This window comes from Stenotrophomonas sp., from assembly GCF_032061965.1.
Taxonomy (GTDB): domain Bacteria; phylum Pseudomonadota; class Gammaproteobacteria; order Xanthomonadales; family Xanthomonadaceae; genus Stenotrophomonas.
The window spans coordinates 198386-218844 of record NZ_DAMBEF010000002.1 but is presented as its reverse complement, the minus strand read 5'-3'; the positions used below and the strand labels follow the sequence as shown (position 1 = coordinate 218844).

Annotated in this window: 19 protein-coding genes; 12 read left to right on the top strand and 7 right to left on the bottom strand. The window is 65.3% G+C overall.

Annotated elements, in window-relative coordinates; genetic code table 11:
* Positions 1-99: 99 nt before the first annotated feature.
* Complete coding sequence (locus tag RT460_RS02135) at positions 100-1047, top strand: UDP-glucuronic acid decarboxylase family protein (protein ID WP_313316871.1); 948 nt, start codon at positions 100-102, stop codon at positions 1045-1047.
* A complete protein-coding gene (locus tag RT460_RS02130) occupies positions 1044-1961 on the top strand; it encodes a glycosyltransferase family A protein (protein ID WP_313316868.1) in 918 nt (305 codons plus the stop codon). Before RT460_RS02135 ends, RT460_RS02130 begins: the two co-directional genes overlap by 4 nt.
* Before the next feature lie 35 nt (positions 1962-1996).
* Here RT460_RS02130 and RT460_RS02125 read toward each other — a convergent pair whose 3' ends face one another.
* The 4 genes from RT460_RS02125 to def all read right to left on the bottom strand — a co-directional run bounded on the left by RT460_RS02125 (position 1997) and on the right by def (position 5825).
* Entirely contained in the window at positions 1997-2758 is a 762-nt protein-coding gene (locus RT460_RS02125; protein ID WP_313316867.1) for a glycosyltransferase family 25 protein, read from the bottom strand.
* Between the two features lie 96 nt (positions 2759-2854).
* Positions 2855-4198 (bottom strand): 16S rRNA (cytosine(967)-C(5))-methyltransferase RsmB, encoded by a 1344-nt coding sequence (gene rsmB / locus RT460_RS02120; RefSeq protein ID WP_313316865.1) that lies wholly within the window; start codon positions 4196-4198, stop codon positions 2855-2857.
* Between the two features lie 3 nt (positions 4199-4201).
* Positions 4202-5125: a methionyl-tRNA formyltransferase gene (fmt, locus tag RT460_RS02115; RefSeq protein ID WP_313316864.1), complete on the bottom strand. Its 924-nt coding sequence runs from the start codon at positions 5123-5125 to the stop codon at positions 4202-4204.
* 184 nt (positions 5126-5309) lie between these two features.
* Positions 5310-5825: a peptide deformylase gene (gene def, locus RT460_RS02110; protein WP_313316863.1), complete on the bottom strand. Its 516-nt coding sequence runs from the start codon at positions 5823-5825 to the stop codon at positions 5310-5312.
* A 128-nt stretch (positions 5826-5953) separates the two neighbouring features.
* On the opposite strand from def, the gene RT460_RS02105 reads away from it, so the two are divergent.
* From RT460_RS02105 to RT460_RS02065, 9 genes are all read left to right on the top strand, one after another.
* Entirely contained in the window at positions 5954-7078 is a 1125-nt protein-coding gene (locus tag RT460_RS02105) for a LysM peptidoglycan-binding domain-containing protein (RefSeq protein ID WP_313316861.1), read from the top strand.
* A gap of 72 nt (positions 7079-7150) precedes the next feature.
* Complete coding sequence (gene dprA / locus RT460_RS02100; protein WP_313316860.1) at positions 7151-8293, top strand: DNA-processing protein DprA; 1143 nt, start codon at positions 7151-7153, stop codon at positions 8291-8293.
* Positions 8294-8339: 46 nt separating this feature from the next.
* Positions 8340-8813: a DUF494 family protein gene (locus RT460_RS02095; protein WP_313316859.1), complete on the top strand. Its 474-nt coding sequence runs from the start codon at positions 8340-8342 to the stop codon at positions 8811-8813.
* Between the two features lie 37 nt (positions 8814-8850).
* Positions 8851-9564 carry a pilin gene (locus RT460_RS02090; RefSeq protein WP_313316858.1) on the top strand — a complete coding sequence of 238 codons (714 nt, stop codon included), beginning with the start codon at positions 8851-8853 and terminating at the stop codon, positions 9562-9564.
* A 32-nt stretch (positions 9565-9596) separates the two neighbouring features.
* Complete coding sequence (locus tag RT460_RS02085; protein WP_313316857.1) at positions 9597-10550, top strand: RDD family protein; 954 nt, start codon at positions 9597-9599, stop codon at positions 10548-10550.
* Between the two features lie 184 nt (positions 10551-10734).
* Positions 10735-13236: a DNA topoisomerase I gene (locus tag RT460_RS02080; RefSeq protein ID WP_313316856.1), complete on the top strand. Its 2502-nt coding sequence runs from the start codon at positions 10735-10737 to the stop codon at positions 13234-13236.
* A gap of 269 nt (positions 13237-13505) precedes the next feature.
* Complete coding sequence (locus tag RT460_RS02075; RefSeq protein ID WP_313316855.1) at positions 13506-14066, top strand: Sua5/YciO/YrdC/YwlC family protein; 561 nt, start codon at positions 13506-13508, stop codon at positions 14064-14066.
* Between the two features lie 218 nt (positions 14067-14284).
* Positions 14285-14947 (top strand): DUF4124 domain-containing protein, encoded by a 663-nt coding sequence (locus RT460_RS02070; protein ID WP_313316854.1) that lies wholly within the window; start codon positions 14285-14287, stop codon positions 14945-14947.
* Positions 14947-15558: a DUF4124 domain-containing protein gene (locus RT460_RS02065; protein WP_313316853.1), complete on the top strand. Its 612-nt coding sequence runs from the start codon at positions 14947-14949 to the stop codon at positions 15556-15558. Before RT460_RS02070 ends, RT460_RS02065 begins: the two co-directional genes overlap by 1 nt.
* Here RT460_RS02065 and RT460_RS02060 read toward each other — a convergent pair.
* Positions 15546-16322, bottom strand: coding sequence for an SDR family oxidoreductase (locus RT460_RS02060; RefSeq protein ID WP_313316852.1), 777 nt, complete (start codon positions 16320-16322; stop codon positions 15546-15548). The two genes, RT460_RS02065 and RT460_RS02060, sit on opposite strands and share 13 nt — an antisense overlap.
* Before the next feature lie 96 nt (positions 16323-16418).
* Here RT460_RS02060 and RT460_RS02055 point away from each other — a divergent pair, with 96 nt between their 5' ends.
* Positions 16419-16655: a hypothetical protein gene (locus RT460_RS02055; RefSeq protein ID WP_313316850.1), complete on the top strand. Its 237-nt coding sequence runs from the start codon at positions 16419-16421 to the stop codon at positions 16653-16655.
* A gap of 431 nt (positions 16656-17086) precedes the next feature.
* On the opposite strand, the gene sppA is transcribed toward RT460_RS02055, so the two are convergent.
* Entirely contained in the window at positions 17087-18994 is a 1908-nt protein-coding gene (sppA, locus tag RT460_RS02050) for a signal peptide peptidase SppA (protein WP_313316849.1), read from the bottom strand.
* A gap of 69 nt (positions 18995-19063) precedes the next feature.
* Complete coding sequence (locus tag RT460_RS02045) at positions 19064-20428, bottom strand: MATE family efflux transporter (RefSeq protein ID WP_313316848.1); 1365 nt, start codon at positions 20426-20428, stop codon at positions 19064-19066.
* Between the last annotated feature and the right edge of the window lie 31 nt (positions 20429-20459).

Here is a 20459-nt window from a genome sequence, read left to right as displayed (position 1 = left end):
ATTCCGGCCACCTCATGACGTCCGGCCCATGACAAAATAGCCCCCGCCGAGCCGTCAGGGGGGGGTAAAGCGGCAACACCATCCACCAGAGAAGGCTCCATGCAACGTATTCTGATCACCGGCGGCGCCGGGTTCCTGGGTTCCCATCTGTGCGATCGGCTGATCGCCGAGGGTCATGACATCCTCTGCGTCGATAATTTTTTTACCGGCAGCAAGCGGAACGTGGCGCATCTGCTGGGAAGCCCGAACTTCGAATTGATGCGCCATGACGTCACCTTCCCGCTGTACGTGGAAGTGGACCGCATCTTCAACCTGGCCTGCCCCGCCTCGCCGATCCACTACCAGCATGATCCGGTGCAGACCACCAAGACCAGCGTGCACGGCGCGATCAACATGCTTGGTTTGGCCAAGCGACGCGACGCGCGCATCCTGCAGGCCTCCACCAGCGAGGTCTATGGCGATCCGGAAGTGCATCCGCAGCAGGAAGGCTATTGGGGCCGCGTCAACCCCATCGGCGTGCGCAGCTGCTACGACGAGGGCAAGCGCTGCGCCGAGACGCTGTTTTTCGATTACCACCGCCAGCACTCGCTGGACATCAAGGTGGTTCGCATCTTCAACACGTACGGCCCGCGCATGCATCCCAACGATGGACGCGTGGTAAGCAATTTCATCGTCCAGGCACTGCGGGGGCAGGACATCACCATCTACGGCGATGGCAGCCAGACCCGCAGCTTCTGCTACGTGGATGACCTCATCGAAGCGATGACCCGCATGATGGATACTGAGCGCGGCTTCACCGGACCGATCAACATCGGCAACCCGGGCGAGTTCACCATGCTGGAGCTTGCCGAAATGGTGATCCGACTGGTCGGCGGCCGTTCGCGCCTGGTCTACCAGCCACTGCCCTCCGACGACCCCCGGCAGCGACAGCCCGATATCTCGCTGGCCCGTGAAAAGCTGGATTGGGAGCCCAAGGTGTCGCTTGAGGATGGCCTGAAGGAAACCATCGCCTACTTCCGCGCCTTGCTGGCCGAGGGCCAGGCATGACCACCTTCTCGGTGGTGATCACCAACTACAACTACGCCAAGTTCGTATTCGAGGCAGTGGAAAGTGCTTTGGCACAGACCCGCGCCGCGGCGCAGGTGCTGGTGGTGGATGACGGCTCCACCGACGACTCACCACAGATGCTGCGCGAGCGCTATGGCAATGACCCGCGCGTGACCTTGCTGTTCGACAAGAACGAGGGGCAACTGGCGGCCTTCCAGCGTGGCGTGGCAGCAGCCAACGCCGATGTGGTGTGCTTCCTTGACGCGGATGATCGATGGAAGCCGGACTATCTGGCACAGATCGGCGCCGTCTATGACAGCCGGCGCGACGTGGACTTCGTGTTCAGTGACCTGCAGACCTTCGGCATAGACCAGATGGATATCCGCTACGAAGACAGCGGCCAGGCCATCGATCTTGGTTACACGGCGATCAGCACCTACTTCCTGGTGCCCTGGTATGGCGCGCCGACCTCGGCGATCTCACTGCGCCGTCACTGGGCCGAGAACGTGCTGGACCTGCCTCACAGCTTCCGCCGCCATTGGAAACTGTGTGCCGACGCCTGCGTTGTACACGGCGCGAGCATCATGGGCGCGCGCAAGTACTACCTGCCCACCGGCTGCGTGGAGTACCGCACCCACGGCAGCAATGGCTGGTGGGCCACCCGGCAGGACCCATCGGCAATCTATCGCAACAACCTGCGCAACTACGGCATCGTCCGCCAGTACGCATGGCGTGCGGGACTGGATGATGGCTGCTGCATCCAGAGCAAGTACGAATACCGGACCAAGCCCAACCCGAGCCGCAAGGAGCGCAAGCGTTATGCCTCCCTGGCGTTGCGCGGCAACGCTCCCTGGTGGAAGCGGTACGAACGGGCTCTGGGCATCCTGATGGGCCATCGCGGCCAAAAGAAGTGAGCCTGTCACGGTCCGCGGCACCGCGGACCTGAGGCTTATCGGCGCTTGCTTTTCCAGCGGCTGCGCAGGCGGTGCGGAAGGTTGTGCAGGAACCAGCGCAGGTTCAGGCCTGCGCGATAGCCCTCACGGGTGATCCACCCCCATGGACCCAATGCCGGCTTGGCTGCTCGGCCCACCTGGATGATCGACTCGAACCCGTCGTCACAGTGCACGACGCCCGGCTTGACGCCCAGGCACTCCACGCCATGCAACCAGGCCAGGTCCATGTAGTCATCCACCGGCAGCACCCATCGCTCGGCGTGGCGCAACAGTTTCTGCGCGGCTTCGGGTGCCAGGTAGTAGCCCAGCGTGCACAACGGGCTGCGCCAATACCGGTGCAGCTCGAAATCTCCAAACCGCAGCCAGGCAGTGCTGGGGCGATCCCCGGCATGCAGGCGGAAATAGCCGACCTGCGCCGGCAACTGTGGCAGCGCCTGCAACAGATCAACAAATCGCTGCGACAGCGTGATGTCATCCTCCAGCACGATCATCGGCTGCCCGCTTTCCACGCAGCGCTGCCAAAGCAGGTAGTGGCTGGCCCAACAACCCAGTTCACCAGGCTTGAACGGACGCCCCTTGCCCGCCACCCGCCTGCCTTCATCCACATGCGCGAACAGCGGGTGGGGCTGACGGCCGTTGACCGCTTCGAAGAACGTCAACTGCAGTCCCCATGCCTCGGCCTGGCGTTGCATGGAATCGCGCCTGTCCGAAGAAGCCGGCAGGTTGACCACATACAGCGGCGGACAGGAATCAGGCAATGGCGCTCCTGGGCCCGATGGCGTACCGCCCACCCCGGCCCGCGGTGCATCGGCCCGCGGACTCAACGACACAGGGCTTGGCATGTCCACGGGATCTCAGCGCTCCCGTGCCTTGAGCAGACGTGCATAGAAGAAACCATCCCCCCCCTGTTCGCCCGGCAGACGCTGGCGCGCGCCCTGCTGGTCATGGCCAAATGCGCCAGGCAATGGCTCAAGACTGGCATCGGGGTGACGCTGCAGGAATGCAGTTACCTGTGCCGTATTTTCCTGCTGCAGGATCGAGCAGGTCGAATACAGCAGCACCCCGCCCGGCCGCAGCACCTGCCACAGCGCATCCATCAGCCGCGCCTGCAGGGCTACAAGGGCGGTGATGTCCGCAGGGCGGCGGTGCAGCAACACATCAGGCTGGCGGCGAATGATGCCCGTAGCCGAACACGGTGCATCCAGCAGCACCGCGTCGAACGGCTGCCCGTCCCACCATGCGGCCAGATCAGCGGCGTCCACGGCTTGCACGGTGGCATCAGCGCCAACACCCGTGCGGGCGAAGGTTTCGCGAATACGCTGCAGACGACGCGCGTCCACATCCAGCGCCAGCAACTTCAACGATGGGTCGCGTTCCAGCAGATGTGCCGACTTGCCGCCTGGTGCAGCGCAGGCGTCCAGCACCCTGGCCCCGGCCAGCGGCGCCAGCGCATCGGCCACCTGCTGCGCCGACAGGTCCTGTACCGATACGGCGCCTTGGGCAAACCCGGGCAGGCTGCTGACCGGCACCGGCTGCGGCAACTGCAGCGCGTCACCACTCAGCGGCTCGGCCAACGCCTCGATGCCCGCCTCCGCCAACTGTGCCTGGTAGGCATCACGGCGGTGCTGTTGGCGATTGACCCGCAGCCACAACGGCGCGGGCTTCAGACTGTCGGCAATGATTGCCCCCGCCTGCTCCGGCCAGTCGTTGCGGACCTGTTTGAGCAACCATTGCGGCCACGCATCTTCAGCGCGCGCTTCGGCAAAACCCTCGCGCTGCGCGCGTCGCAGTACCGCGTTGACCAGACCAGCCTGGCGCTCACGGCCCAGCGCGCGCGCCGCGTCCACCGTGGCGGACAACGCAGCGTGCGCGGGCAACTGCAATGCGTCGAGCTGGGCAAAACCCGCCATCAACAGCCCGCGCAGGTCCACGTCACGCGGGCCCAGCGGCTTCTGCATCCATGTTGTCAGCGCCTGTTCGTAAACGCAGCGTCGGCGCAGGGCAGCGAAGCAGATGGCCTCCAGCAACGCGCGGTCGCGGCTGTCGTCCAGGCGCGGCAGCGCCGCGGCCAGTTCGGCTTTCAACGAGCGGCCCTTGCCCAACACCGCAGCCAACACCTTGGCCGCCGCGACACGGGTCTGCACGCCAGGCGCCTGCGCTGCGCCTTTGCCGGCCCAGGGTGAAGAAGTTGCCGTCACGGATCAGTCCTCGATCCGCAGGTCACGCCGGGCATTGAGATAGTCGGCGGCGGTGATGGCCTTGCCACCTTCGCGCTGCACCACCCGCAGGCGCAGAGCGCCCTGACCGCAGGCGATATCGATACCCTCGCGCGAAGCGCCGATCACGCTGCCGGGCGCCTTGCCGCGGTTGTCGGCCAAGGCCACGGCACCATGGATGCGCACCCGCTCGCCGGCCAAGGTAGCCTCCGCCACCGGCCACGGGTTGAATGCGCGCACGGTCCGCGCCAGCGCGGCAGCATCGCGGCTCCAGTCAAGCCGGGCCTCGGCCTTGTCCAGTTTGTGGGCGTAGGTGACGCCCGCTTCGGGTTGCACCTGCGGCATCGGTTTGAGGCCGGCGCGCAACAGCCCCAGACCATCGGACAGTACCTGCGCACCCAACTGCGCCAGACGGTCGTGCAACTGGCCGCCAGTATCGGTGTCGCTGATCGGGGTGTGTTGGCGCAGCAGCACCGGGCCGGTATCCAGGCCAGCTTCCATCTGCATCAGGCAGACGCCGGTTTCGGCATCGCCGGCCTCGATCGCGCGCTGGATCGGCGCCGCGCCGCGCCAACGTGGCAGCAGGGAAGCGTGCACGTTCCAGCAACCGTGGGTAGGAATGGCCAACACTGCCTTGGGCAGGATCAGGCCATAGGCCACCACGATCATCAGGTCTGGCTGCAGGTCGCGCAGCTGTTGCTGGGCCTCAGGCGACTTCAGGCTTTCCGGTTGGAACACCGGGATACCGCGGGCAATGGCATCGAGCTTGACCGGCGAGGGCATCAGCCCGCGCCCCCGCCCGGCGGGGCGATCCGGCTGGGTGTAGACGGCGACCACCTCGTGATGGCGAGCCGCAGCAGCCAAGGAGGCGACCGCGAATTCCGGCGTACCGGCAAAGATGATTTTCATTGGGCGGGGGTCTGGAATTCGGGATTTGGGATTGGCAAAAGCAGCGCAGCGGCGACGGTTACCAATCGCGAATCAAAAAATCGGCGTGCAGATCAGGGACGCAGGAGGGAACGCCGGAGCTGGAAAAGACGCAGCAATGCACGCCTTCACCTATCCCCAATCCCGACCTCCCCAATCCCTGCACTCAAGCGACGTGCTTGCGCGACTTGGCCAGCTTCTTGCGCACCATCTCGCGCTTGAGCGGGGACAGGTAGTCGATGAACAGCTTGCCGTCCAGATGGTCCATCTCATGCTGCACGCAGGTGGCCAGCAGGCCATCCACGGCCAACTCCTGCTGCTTGCCCTCGCGGTCGAGGAAGCGAACAACGATGGAATCGGCGCGGGTGACGTCGGCATAGATGCCCGGCACCGACAGGCAGCCTTCCTGGTAGACGCGGCCGCCATCGCTGGCGCTGACGATCTGCGGATTGATGAAAACCATCGGCGCGTCGCGCTCTTCACTGACGTCGATGACCATGAAACGCTTGTGCACGTCGACCTGACTGGCGGCCAGGCCAATGCCCGGCGCCTCGTACATGGTCTGGAACATGTCGGTGAGCAGCTGCTGGAAGTCCGGGGTGGTCACTTCGGCGGCATCAACGAGCGCCGCCTTCGTGCGCAACCGAGGGTCGGGGAATTCGAGAATGGGCAGGAGGGCCATAGCAATACCAAGTGGGAATGCCGGTCAAATCGGCAAGATGTCGCAATTCTACCGCTTGCGCTTGCCCGGCGCGCCCATTTCTGCAATATAGTGCGCCAACCTGTTGGGGAATCAGGCAGATCGCAACCATGTTGAAACAAATACGTACGGTCGCCGCCGCGGCGCTGCTGACCGTGACGACCTATGCTGTCGCCGTGGAAATGAACGGCTCTCACCCTGACACCTATGTGGTGCGCAAGGGAGATACGCTGTGGGACATATCGGCTCGTTTCCTGAAGAAGCCGTGGCTTTGGCCGGAAATCTGGCAGGCGAACCCGCAGGTCAAGAACCCGCACCTGATCTATCCGGGTGACGTGCTCAGCCTGGCCTACCTGGACCGCGTGACCGCGCAACCTGGCCCGCGCCAGGAGGCTCCGATCAATGCGATCCCGCTGGCCGACGTCGAACCGTTCCTGAAGAACCTGAACATCGTGGACAGCTTCAAGGAGCTGCCCTACGTGGTTGGACTGGAAGATGACCGCCTGCGCGCCAGCGCCGGCCAGCTGGCCTATGTGGTTGGCCTGCAAGGCACCCAGCCGGGCCAGCGCTACATGGTGGTTCGCCCCACCGTGAGCTACAGCCAGCCCAAACCCAGCAACGACCTGGACGTGCGCGGCAATACGCTGCCCGGTTCAGGCAATCTGTGGAAGGACTACATTGCCAGCAGTGACCGCAATGAGTTCCTCGGCTATGAACTGGCACAGGTCAATATCGGCACCCTGACCAAGGTTGGCAGCGACGAAGCCCACGCTTCGACCCTGCGCCTGGAAGACAGCGGCCGTGAAGTGCGGGCAGGTGATCGCCTGGTGCCGATCCAGGCCCAGCCGTACGACCTGCAGTTCATCCCGCATGCACCAACCACCGAGCCGCTGCCGGGTCACCTGCGCGTGCTGGCGGTAACCGACGTACTCAGCTCCGGCGGCCCGCGCGATGTCATCGCCATCTCCGGCGGTGCCCGCGAAGGCATCGACAACGGCACGGTGTTTTCGATCTGGCGCAGCGGTAGCCATGTCAGCGACCGCATCACCCATCGTGACAGCTCGCGCATCAACGAGCGCTTCGAAGACGGTGTCGGCCGGGTTGCGCTGCCGGAAGAATATGCGGCGCATGCGATGGTTTTCCGCACGTTTGACAAGGTCAGCTATGCGCTGATCATGGAAGGCAGCAAGCCGGCACGGGTGGGCTACGAGCTCAAGCACCCGGACGCGCAGTAAGCCGGCAAGCCTTACACACCAACACAACGGCGCCCGAGGGCGCCGTTGTCGTATCCGGTCGATCCTCGGGCGATGAAGCCATCTCGCCCGCCTGCACCCGCAACCACCGCCGCCCTTTTGCCCCTGACCCTGGCCGGCGGCCCCCTGCAGCCGTTGCGCCTGTTGCTGGAACAGTTCGAGGATGCGGGCGCGGCCTTGGCCGCTGGGGCCAACGTATGGCGTGCCGCCGGTTGCACCGCAGCGCAATGCCAGGCCATCGCCCACCCCGACCCTGTCGCGATGGCGCGCAGCAAGGCCTGGTTGGATGCTCCCGCAAGGCAACTGCTCGGCTGGGCCTCACCGGACTACCCGCCACTGCTGCGCCAGGCCCCCAACCCTCCGCTGGCCCTGTTCGTGGCCGGCAACGCGAGCCTGTTGTGGCAACCGGCCATTGCCATCGTCGGCAGCCGCAATCCCACCGCCGGTGGCCGCGACAACGCCCGGCTACTGGCTGAACAGCTGGGCCAATGCGGCCTGACCGTTGCCAGCGGGCTGGCCGCCGGCATCGATGCGGCCGCGCATCGGGCGGCCTTGGCGGCAACCGCCCCCACCTATGCGGTGATCGGGACCGGCCCGGACATCGTCTATCCCCGCCATCATCGCCAGCTGCAGGCCGAACTGGCCACACATGGCGCGGTTGTCAGTGAATATCCTCCCGGCACCACGCCGCGCAGCGGCCACTTTCCTGCCCGCAACCGGCTATTGGCGGCGCTGAGCCTTGGGACGGTGGTGATCGAGGCCGCCGAGCGCTCGGGCGCCCTGGTCACCGCACGCCTGGCCGGCGAGGCCGGCCGCGAGGTATTCGCGGTGCCCGGCTCCATCCACAACCCCATGGCCCGCGGCTGCCATCGCCTGATACGTGACGGTGCCACATTGGTGACACATGCCGACCACATTCTTGAAGGCGTGGCCAATTTGGCTGGCGAACTGGGCAACGCCTTGCAAACCCGCTTGCACACCCCCACCTCCAAGGCAGTGACCGGCCCCGACCCGGTCCCGGACCTGCCGGACCCGGACTACCAGCGATTGTGGGAAGCCCTGGGCCACGACCCAACCGGTATGGATTCACTGATTGAGCGCACTGGATTGACGGCTGCCATGCTGTCCTCCATGCTGCTGCTCATGGAACTGCAAGGGAGAGTGTCGTCCGCACACGGTCGCTACACCCGCACCTGAGCGTTCCTTCACCTCCACAGCGCCGGATGGCGCAGGCCGAGGGGCAATGAAAGAGAGCATCCTGGACGTCCTGCTGTACCTGTTTGAACACTATTTCAGCGAGGATGCCGATCTCATCCGAGACCGCGACTCGCTCCAGAACGGCCTGATCCAGGCCGGTTTCAGTCCCACCGAGATCAGCAAGGCCTTCGACTGGCTCGATGCCTTGGCCGAACAGCGCCCGGCCGTCGCCCGGCCCCGCGTTGATGGGCCCGTGCGCGTTTTCCACGGCCCCGAGCTGGACAAGCTGGACGTGGACTGCCGGGGTTTCCTGCTGTTCCTGGAACAACATGGCATCCTCGACGCCGACCAGCGCGAGCTGGTGCTGGACCGTGCCATGGCCTTGGACCAGGACGAGCTGGACCTGGATGACCTCAAGTGGGTCGTATTGATGGTGCTGTTCAACCAGCCCGGCGCGGAAGCTGCCTACGCCTGGATGGAAACCCAGATGTTTGTCGACGAACCCGAACCCCTGCACTGAGCCCACGCGGCATGCAGGGACGCATGAGGAAAGCCACGTGAGTCAATGGTTCTACGCCGAGGGCAACCGCGAACGGCGCGGTCCGCTGGAAACTGAAAACATCGTCGAGCTGCACCGCTCCGGTCGCATCGACGATGACACGCTGCTCTGGCGCGACGGCGCCGGTGACTGGCGCCCGTTGCGCGACTTTGCCGCCGAACTGGGCATCGTCCCGCAGCAGGCCGCCGCTGACCCGGCAACCGCCGCACCGCTGCCACCGCCACTGCAGCAGGTGCCGCGCTACCCCGCAGCGGCACCGCCACCGAAGCAGGGCATGTCCGGTTGCGCCATCGCCGCCCTCATCGGCGCGGTGGTCGCCGTGATCCTGCTGGCGATCCTGGCGATCCTCGCCGCCATCGCCCTGCCCGCCTACAAAGACTATACGCAGCGCGCCAAGGCCAACGTGGTCTACACCCAACTGCAGCCCCTGAGCTCGGATATCGCCACCTTTGCCGCCGCCAATGAACGTTGCCCGGTCAATGGCGAGGACGGCTTTGGCAGCCCTGAAAGCTATGCCAGCGGCGACCTGGGGGAGGTCCGCGTGGGTCGCTTCGAGCAGGGCCACTGTGGGCTGGAAGCACGCTTCAACATTCCGCAGCAACCTGCACTCCACGGCAAAACGCTCTGGCTCGACTACGATATGCAGGCCGCGACCTGGGAATGCAGCTCGGACGTGGATGACAAGTACCTGCCTGCCAATTGCCGCGGCTGATTGCCGCAGCCGTGAATTCTCTGGGGAAACTGATGACTGAGTGGTATTACGCCGATGCCCAGCGCGAGCGGCACGGCCCGGTAGATGCCGGAACGATCCGCGACCTGTTCCGCAAGGGCGAACTGGACCTGACCACCCTGGTCTGGCGCGAAGGCATGCCGCAATGGCAAGCGCTGTCGGTTGCCGCCGAGGAGCTGGAGCTGCTGGTTGCCACACCGGCCTCGGAAGGCATCGACCTGCGTGCCGACTACACCGCCATCGCCGATGGCAGCGCGGTGGCGGCGGCCACTGCCGCAGCAGCTGATCGCGACGCCTCGCCGTATGCCGCACCCGGCACGGTCAGCCGTGACCACACCCGCGTGGTACACGGCGGAGAAGTGGTCTATGCAGGCCTGTGGCGGCGCTTTGCCGCCTCCATCATCGACAGCTTTGTCACCGGCATGCTCAGCTATGTGCTGCTGATCCCGCTGATGCTGGTGATGGGCGTGAGCATGGCATCGCTGTCGTCCGGTTCGGACGTTGCCAGTGCCGGCGTGATGGTCACCTTCTACACCCTCAATTACGCGATCAGCATCCTGGTGCCGGCGCTGTACTTCGGCTGGATGTACTCCACCAGCAACATGGCCAGCCTTGGCAAGATGGCGGTGGGCATCAAGGTGGTACGCAGCAACGGCGACGGCCTGACCTTCTGGCGTGGCTTCCTGCGTTACATCGCGTTGATGCTGTTCACCCTGGTCACCTGCGGCCTGGGCGTGCTGATCGCTGGCCTGATGGTGGCCTTCACTGAGCGCAAGCAGGGCGTCCATGACATGATCTGCGACACCCTCGTGGTCGATAAATGGGCCTTCACCGACAACCCGGAATGGCAGCAGCGCGGCCTGGGTACGGTCACCATCGTGGTGCTGTCCATCTTCGGCCTGCTGGCCGTATTGGGCATCGTGGCGGTCCTGGCAGTGATCGGCATCGCCTCGTCGAACTTCAACTGAGAGGGCCGGGCGGCTTGACAGCAGCCACCCCGGCATGATTCCTCTAAATAAGGAACCAAGCTGAACGCCCGGGCCTCAACCCGGGCGTCGGCTTATCCACAACGGCCCCATCTGCTTCACTATCGGCCCGGTTTACGCCACCCTAGCGCCCCCCAAGGGCCTTCCGCCCCAAGAATGTACTGACATGCCCAAGCACCTGCTCATCGTCGAATCGCCGGCCAAGGCCAAGACGATCAATAAATACCTCGGCAAGGACTACACGGTCCTGGCCTCGTATGGGCATGTGCGTGATCTGGTCCCCAAGGAAGGCGCGGTTGACCCGGACAACGGGTTTGCGATGCGTTACGACCTGATCGAAAAGAACGAGAAGCATGTCGAAGCCATCGCAAAAGCCGCAAAGGGCGCCGATGACATCCTGCTGGCGACCGACCCGGACCGCGAGGGTGAGGCCATCAGCTGGCATATCGCCGAGATCCTGAAGGAGCGCGGCCTGTCGGACGGCAAGCCGATGCAGCGTGTGGTGTTCACCGAGATCACCCCGCGTGCCATCAAGGAGGCCATTGGCCAGCCGCGCGAGATCGCCTCGGACCTGGTTGATGCCCAGCAGGCGCGCCGCGCGCTGGACTACCTGGTCGGTTTCAACCTGTCACCGGTGCTGTGGCGCAAGGTGCAGCGCGGCCTGTCCGCCGGCCGCGTACAGAGCCCGGCGTTGCGCATGATCGTTGAGCGAGAGGAAGAAATCGAAGCTTTCATTGCGCGCGAATATTGGAGCATCGAGGCCGCCTGCGCGCATCCCTCGCAGCACTTCAATGCACGCCTGATCAAGCTGGACGGGCAGAAGTTCGAGCAGTTCACCGTCACCGACGGCGACACCGCCGAAGCCGCCCGCCTGCGCATCCAGCAGGCCGCGCAGGGTGCGCTGCACGTCACCGACGTCGCCAGCAAGGAGCGCAAGCGCCGCCCGGCCGCACCGTTCACCACCTCCACCCTGCAGCAGGAAGCCTCGCGCAAGCTCGGCTTCACCACCCGCAAGACCATGCAGGTGGCGCAGAAGCTGTACGAAGGCGTGAACATCGGCGATGAAGGCACCGTCGGCCTGATCTCGTACATGCGTACCGACTCGGTCAACCTGTCACAGGACGCGCTGGCCGAAATCCGCGACGTGATCGCCCGTGACTACGGCATCAGCGCGTTGCCGGACAAGCCCAACACTTACACCACCAAGTCCAAGAACGCGCAGGAAGCCCACGAAGCCGTGCGCCCGACCTCCGCGCTGCGTACCCCGGCCCAGGTCGGCAAGTACCTCACCGACGACGAGCGCAAGCTGTACGAGCTGATCTGGAAGCGCGCCGTCGCCTGCCAGATGATCCCGGCGACCTTGAATACCGTCAGCGTCGACCTGTCGGCCGGCAGCGAACACGTGTTCCGCGCCAGTGGCACCACCGTCGTGGTGCCTGGCTTCCTGGCCGTGTACGAAGAAGGCAAGGACAGCAAGAGCGCCGAGGACGAGGACGAAGGCCGCAAGCTGCCGATGATGAAGCCCGGCGACCGCGTGCCGCTGGACCGCATCGTCGCCGACCAGCACTTCACCCAGCCGCCGCCGCGTTTCACCGAAGCAGCGCTGGTCAAGGCGCTGGAGGAATACGGCATCGGCCGTCCGTCCACCTACGCCTCGATCATCCAGACCCTGCTGTTCCGCAAGTACACCGAGATGGAAGGCCGCAGCTTCAAGCCGACCGACGTCGGCCGCGCGGTCAGCAAGTTCCTGTCCAGCCACTTCACCCGCTACGTCGATTACGACTTCACCGCCAAGCTCGAGGACGAGCTGGATGCGGTGTCGCGCGGCGAAGAGGAGTGGGTGCCATTGATGGCGCGCTTCTGGGGCCCGTTCAAGGAACTGGTCACCGACAAGAGCGAGTCGCTGGACCGCACCGATGCCGGCAGCGCGCGCGTGCTGGGCCCGGACCCGGTCAGCGGCAAGGACGTCACCGCACGTATCGGCCGCTTCGGCCCGATGGTGCAGATCGGCACCGTCGATGACGAAGAGAAGCCCAAGTTCGCCTCGCTGCAGCCGGGCCAGAGCATCTACTCGATCTCGCTGGACGAGGCGCTGAAGCTGTTCGACATGCCGCGCAAGCTTGGCGCAGATGCCAATGGCGAGGAAGTCACCGTCGGCATCGGCCGCTTTGGCCCCTTCGCCAAGCGTGGCAGCACCTATGCCTCGCTGACCAAGGAAGACGACCCGTACAAGATCGACCTGGCCCGCGCCATCTTCCTGATCGAGGAGAAGGAAGAGATCGCGCGCAACCGCATCATCAAGGAGTTCGAAGGCTCGGACATCCAGGTGTTGAACGGTCGCTTTGGCCCGTACATCAGCGACGGCAAGATGAACGGCAAGATCCCCAAGGACCGCGAGCCCGCCTCGCTGACCCTGGCTGAAGTCGAGCAACTGATGGCCGAGACCGGCAAGCCGGTGCGCAAGGGCTTTGGCAAGAAGGCCGCCAAGAAGACCACGGTGAAGAAGGAAGCGGCACCGAAGAAAGCCGCCGCAAAGAAGGCCCCGGCCAAGAAGGCGGCGACCAAGAAAGCCGCAACCAAGAAGACCGCGGCGAAGAAGGCCACCAAGAAGACCGTCGCCAAGAAGGCAGTGAAGAAGTCAGCAGCCGACGACGCACCGCCGTTCTGATCCTGCACTTCCCTCTCCCTCCGGGAGAAGGTGCCCGAAGAGCCTGCCCCCGCGAAGGCGGGGGGGCGGAAGAGGATTGGCTCTGCTCCAAGAACAGGCCAAAAAGGTCTTGCTCCAAAGCAGCAAAACGGCCCATCTATCCCCCTCCTCCGCCAACAAGCGGATAATCAGCAGCACCCGCAGCAGGCCGCCCACCGGGCGGCCTTTGCTTTGCGTCCCTTTCGCGGGCTGGCCCCCTTCTTCATGCCGGCCCTCCAACGGTGCTGACCATGCGTGAACTCGACCTGCACAACGTCGTCCCGGCCCTCCAGGCCGGCGGCGTGATCGCCTACCCGACCGAAGCGGTCTGGGGACTGGGCTGTGATCCCTCCAACGAAGCGGCGGTGATGAAGCTGCTCGCGCTCAAGCAGCGGCCCATCGCGAAAGGCATGATCCTGGTTGCCGCCAATCCCGCGCAGTTGGACGGCTGGGTGCGGTTGGATGCGCTCGCCGACGAACGCCGCCAAGCGGTGCTGGACAGCTGGCCGGGCGCCAACACCTGGATCGTCCCGGCCGGTCCACATGCGCCACATTGGATCACCGGCGAGCACACCGGCATCGCCGTGCGGGTCAGTGCCCACCCGCTGGTACGGGCGCTATGCGAGGCATGGGGCGGCCCGCTGGTATCCACCAGTGCCAACCTCGCCGGTGAGCCACCGGCACGCAGCCGTGCGCAGCTGGACCCCGCCCTGCTGCTACAGCTGGACGGGCTACTGGATGGCGCCACCGGCGGCCTGGCCCAGCCCACCCGCATCCGCGTCGCTGCCACCGGCGAAGTCCTGCGCGACTGAGAGCCCCTGCCCAGCACCCGGTAGTGCCGAGCCATGCTCGGCAGGGGCTTTCCTTAAAATCCATACAGGCTCGGCGGTAGAGCCGAGCCATGGCTGATGCTCGACCTGTAAAGCTTCAGCCGAGCATGGCTCGGCTCTACAAGGGGCGATGCCGGCGGTGCTTGCGGGACCGGCGTCAGCCGTGAACAACAACAAAGCCCCCATGGCACACTGCCGCCATGCGCCCTCGCCTGCTCCTGCTCGGTTGCCTGATCTGCTTGCCCGTGGCGGCACTGGCGGCGGATCCGCCGCCTGCCGCCTCTGCCGACAATGTGCGCATCTACCGCTGTGTCGGCAGCAATGGTGCGGTGTCGCTGCAGGATGCGCCCTGCACCAAGGCCCACCAGCAACAGGTGCTGGACATGACTCGCCCCAAGGATCCACCACCACGCCCTGCAGCGACGGCACCGGCAGCCGTCGCCACACCCGTCCCGCAGCGTGAGGTGCGCATAGTCACGGTACAGCCGCCGCAGCCCATGTATGAGTGCGTCACCAGCGAGGGCGAGCGCTATACCAGCGACAACAACGAAGGCAATCCGCGCTGGGTGCCCACCTGGGCCTACGCCTATCCCCGCCATAACGGTCACGGCCCACGTCCGCCGCACCCACCCGGCGCGGGCGGCACACCCTGGCGACCCGGGGTGGCGGTGCCAATGGGTTCGGTACTGGTACGCGACAGCTGCCAGGCATTGCCACCGCAGGAAGTCTGCGCACGCCTGCGCGATCGCCGCTGGGAACTTATCCGTCGCTATCACAGCGCCCTGCAGAGCGAGCGCAAGGACCTGGTACGCGAGCAACGTGGCATCGAAGCACGACTTGATCAGGATTGTGGAGGCCACTGATGCGTTGGCTGCTGCTCACCTTGTTCTGCGCCAGCGCCGCCCAGGCCGGTGAAATCACGTTCTACCGCTGCACCGATGCCAGCGGCGCGCTCACCATCCAGAACATGCCCTGCCCCAAGGGCATGCAACAGACCACCAAGGTGATGCAGGCAGTGGCTGCACCTGCGCCACCGGCAGCGGTACTGGCACCCCTTGCGACCGGCGTACTTGTGCCGCAGGCAGTACCCGCGTCGGAGCCGGTAGCGGTGGCGCCTGCCGCACCGGTTACGAAACCCGCGCCTGTTGCCCTGCCAGCGCTCTACCTGTGCAAAGGTCGTGGAGTTGACGACTACCTCAGCGAGAGCGCTGAACCGCCAAGCCGCTGCGTGCCCATGCGCGTGGTCGGCCTGGACGGCAACCCTGCCAAGGGCGCGGGTGAAGCCTGCGAAGTGCAGCGCGACACCTGCGCGGCCATCGACCCGACGCAGCTGTGCAGCACGTGGCAACAACGGGTGCGCGATGCCGAATCAGCGGCGCGCTTCAGTTCGCTCGCACAACCGGACGCACGCCAGCAGTACCAGCGCCTGCAGGCAGTGCTGGATGCCAGCGACTGCGCCGCTCAGAAGCCGTAACGCAGGAAGCCGCCGTCCACCGCGATGCACTCGCCGGTGACATAGCTGGATGCCGGCAGGCACAGGAAGCCCACCGCGGCGGCCACTTCTTCCGGCTCACCGATGCGCCCCATCGGCGTGCGCGCGATCACCTCGTCGTAGTAGTCCGGATCCGACAGCGGACCGGACGTACGTCGCGTGCGGATGTACCACGGCGCGACCGAGTTGACCCGGATGCCGTCCTCGGCCCATTCGCAGGCCAGGTTGCGGGTCATCTGCTGCATGGCCGCCTTGGTCATGCCGTAGACCACGCCACTGCGCACGTGGGTGATGCCGGACACGCTGCCGACGTTGACGATGGCCGAGGACGCATGCTTCGTCAGTAACGGGTGTGCATAGCGGCACAGCTCGAACGCCGAGAACAGGTTGGTTTCGAAGATCCCGCGCCACTCGTCTTCGGAATACTCGGTGGCCGGCTTGGTGATGTTGCCGCCGGCGTTGTTGACCAGGATGTTCAAACCATCGCTGTGATCTTCCACCCAGTCGAGGATCTCCTGGCGGTCCTGGTCGTCGCTGACGTCGGCTGAAAGCGCATGCACGCTGCGATCGGGATACGTGTCAGCCAGTTCGTCGCGGGCGGTTTCCAGCGCATCGACATCGCGACCGACGATCAGCAGATCAGCGCCGAATCCCATCAGTTCGCGTGCGATCGCCAGGCCGATGCCGGCCGTGGCGCCGGTTACCAGTGCGGTCTGTCCATCCAATCGCCAGCGCTGCGGGTTCATTGCATTTTCCTTTTCGAGGCTCAAGTGCGGCGCCGCGGAAGGACGCTGCCGGGGGATGGGGCTAGGATAGCCGCCTGAGTCCAGCGGAGCATGCCGATGAAGCCTCATTCCCTGTTGATCCTGCCGCTGCTGGCAGCGTTGGCGGCATGCAGCAAGCCGCAGCCACCGGAAACCGAGCGGCGCCCGGAACCGCAGGCAACGGCCATGCGCGAAGCCATCGCAGAGCCCCTGGCGCAGGCCAAGGCCGCAGCCGCGGCGACCGAGGAAGCGGCCAAGGCGCAAAAGGCCGCGATGGATGCTACAGGCGGAGCGACCACCGATACCCCGCAATAGAAGGAAGTGCCGCGCCAGGCAGCAGGGGCCACATGTAGTGCCGAGCCATGCTCGGCAGCAAGCGACACCTGTAGTGCCGAGCCATGCTCGGCAGGAGCTTCACCGGTAGTGCCTCCTTGCCGAGCATGGCTCGGCACTACCGGGGTTTGCTGGGAAAGCCCCTTGCCGAGCATGGCTCGGCACTACCGAGGGTTTGCTGGGAAAGCCCCTGCCGAGCATGGCTCGGCACTACCGGGGTTTGCTGGGAAAGCCCCTGCCGAGCATGGCTCGGCACTACCGAGGGTTTGCTGGGAAGCCCCTGCCGAGCATGGCTCGGCACTACCGAGGGTTTGCTGGGAAGCCCCTGCCGAGCATGGCTCGGCACTACCGGGCAGGCGGATGCGACAACGCCGCCCGAAGGCGGCGTTGTCGGTAGGCGCTGCGCAGCCGGCTTACAAACCGCAGAAGCAGTAGGCCAGCGACTTCACCGGCGCACCATTGCGATCCTTCACGGCGTCTTCAACAAAGCGCAGCTGGGTATCCAGCTCCGGCATCTGCTTGGCCAGCATCATGCGGGCAATGCCCGAATCGGCCAGCATCCAGGCACCGGCGCGACTGCCGGCAAAGCCGGTCATGAACTGTGCGAACGGCGTCGCCGCCTTTTCCACATAGCGCACGCGGTACTTGTCACTCTCACCCAACTTGGCACGGGTGGCGGCATCGGCCACGGCAGCCTTCAGGCCACCGAAGGCGTCCACCAGGCCGTGCTCCTTGGCCTGCGCCCCGCTCCACACACGGCCACGCGCAACCGCATCCACCGCTTCAACCGGCTTGTTGCGGGCAGCGGCGACCTTGCCAGTGAAATCGGCGTAGCCCTTGTTGATCACCGACTGGATCACCTGGCCCACGGCCGGGTCCATCGGACGGGTCACGTCGAAAGCGCCGGCAAAACGGGTAGTACCCACGCCATCGGTGTGCACGCCAATCTTGTCCAGGCTGCGGGCGAAGTTGGGGATCATGCCGAAGATGCCGATCGAACCGGTGATGGTCGATTCGTCCGCATAGATGCGATCGGCGTTCATGCTGATCCAGTAGCCACCGGATGCAGCCATATCACCCATCGACACCACCACCGGCTTGCCGGCAGCCTTGAGCGCTTCCACTTCCCGTCGGATCTGCTCCGAAGCGAAGACTTCGCCACCCGGCGAATCCACGCGCAGCACCACGGCCTTCACGTCATCGTCGTCGCGGGCCTCACGCAGCAGCGCCGAGGTCGACACGCCACCGATGCGGCCAGCCGGGAGGTCGCCGCCGGAGATTTCACCCTCGGCCACCACCACCGCCACCTGCGGACGCGAATCAACCGGCGAACGGCGTGCGTCAATCTGGGTGAGGTAATCGTTCAAGGCGATCTGGCGATAACCGCCGTCGGCATCGCTGTCGGCAGCGCCGCGCTCGGTGAGCAGGGCATCCACTTCCTCGCGCGTCTTCAGGCCATCCACCAGCTTCTGCTGCAGGGCGAAACGCGCCAGGTCGCCTTCGGCGGCGGCGATGCCCTCAGGCAGGGTGTCGATGCCGGCCGCCAGCTGCGCGACATCCAGCTTGCGGGCCTTGGCGATATCGCCCAGATAGCGCTGCCATACATCGTTCATCCAGAACAGGTCGGCTTCCTTGGCCTGCGGCGAGGCGGCGTCGAGCACGTAGGGCTCGGCGGCGGACTTGTACTCGCCCACCTTGAACAGGTGCACGTCCACGCCCAGCTTGTCCTGCAGGCCACTGCGGAAGTACTGGCGGTAACGGCCAAGGCCTTCCAGCAACAGCCCGCCCATCGGATCCAGATAGACCTCGTCGGCCTGTGCGGCCAGCAGGTACTGCGACTGGCCCATGTTCTCGCTGAACGCCACGACCTGCTTCTTGGCTGCACGCAGTTCCTGCAAGGCCACGGTCACTTCGCGCATGGAAGCGAAACCACTGGGTTGCAGCTTGTCCAGCTGCAGCACCACCCGTTCGATCTTCTTGTCGTCCTTGGCCGCTTCGATGGCACGCACCAGGTCGCGCAGCTGGATTTCCTCGGCGTTGGTTTCACCCAGCGCCTTGGCCAGCGCGCGGCTGACCGGGTCGCTGCTGAACTGCTCGACCAGACGGCCTTCCGGTGCGATCACCAACGTGGTGCGGTCCTGCATGACCTTGGCCGAGGATGCGCCCTTGCCCAGTACTACCAGGAAGACAATCAGCATCAACAGCAACAGGCCGAAGAACACCAGGTTGAGGATCAACCGGCGGGTGAAGTTCATTACATCCCACAGGCCCACGAAAAAGGTGGCAACGGGATTGCGACGCGGTACGGGGGGGGGATTCATGAACGCTCCGGTTGGGGCTTGTTACAGCTGAGGATACGCATAAGCACGATGCGCGGCATGGCCTTTAAGTCAGGGTGACGCGGGGTACAGAAGCCGCCGGCTGCTCACCCGCAACCGCCAGCCCAAAAGTACCGCAGCCACCGTCAAGCCCATGATCAGACCGACCCACATGCCCTGCGGACCCCAGCCCATGCCCAGCCCCAGGCCAGCGCCCAGCGGCATGCCCACGCCCCAGTAGGCGAACATCGCGATGAACATCGGCACCCGGGTGTCCTTGAGCCCTCGCAGCGCGCCGGCCGACAGCACCTGGATGCCGTCGGGGATCTGGAAGGTGGCCGCGTACAGCAGCAGGGTCGACGCCAGCGCGGCAACCGCCAGGTCGTCGGTATACAGGCGCACCACGGCATCGTGGCCCAACAGCAGGCCGGTGATGGACAGCAGCTGGGTCACCATCACGATCGCATAGCCGGCCCAGGTGGCACGGCGCACGCCCAGCGGGTCATTGCTGCCCACGGCATGGCCGACCCGCACGGTGGTGGCCTCGGCAACGCCCATCGGGATCATGAAGCACAGCTGGGCAACGTTGATGGCGATCTGGTGGGCACTGGCTTCGGTGGCACCAATGCGCCCGATCAGCAGCGCGGTGATGATGAACAAACCACCTTCCATCAACACGGTGATGCCGATCGGCAGGCCGGTACGCAGCAGGTCCCAGATCGCGCGCCAGCGCGGCAGCTCGAAATGACTGAACAACTGCAGGTGGGCAAAGCGCTTGGTGGTCCACAGGTAGGTGGCAAAGGCCAGCGCCTGCACCCACATGGTCACCGATGAAGCGATGCCCAGGCCCTCGGCCCCCAGCTCGGGGAAACCAAGCTTGCCGTTGCACAACACGTAGCCCAGCGGCGCCAGCACCAACAGGCCACCAAAGCCGATCAGCATGGTCGGCAACGTCCAATGCATGCCTTCACTGAGATAGCGCATGCAGAAGTACAGGGTCAGCGCCGGCACACCCCAGCGGATGGCATGCAGGAAGTCAGTGGCGCCGGGCACGATGTCCGCGGCGATGCCGAAGGCGGGCAAGAAGGCCGGTACCACGCTCAGGAACAGGAACATCAGCGCGCTCAGCCCGATCCCCAGCCACAGTGCCTGGCGGAACAAGGGACCGATATCGTGCTGGCGGCCTGCGCCATTGAGCTGCGACACCGATGCGGTGAGCGAGATCAGCGTACCGATGGGTACCAGCATCGGCAGCCATAGCAGCGCCGTACCAATGCTGACCGCAGCAAAGGTGTCGGTACCGTGATGGCCGGCGATGGTGTTGTCGACGAAAGCGATCAGACCGGTGGAAACATGGCCCAGCACAAGCGGCAGGGCGAGAAGACCAGTCGTCCGCACTTCCTGCAGGAAGCGCGGCGTAGCGGGAGCAGTGGACATAAAGCAGAGGACGCGGACTGCGGCCGGCGCA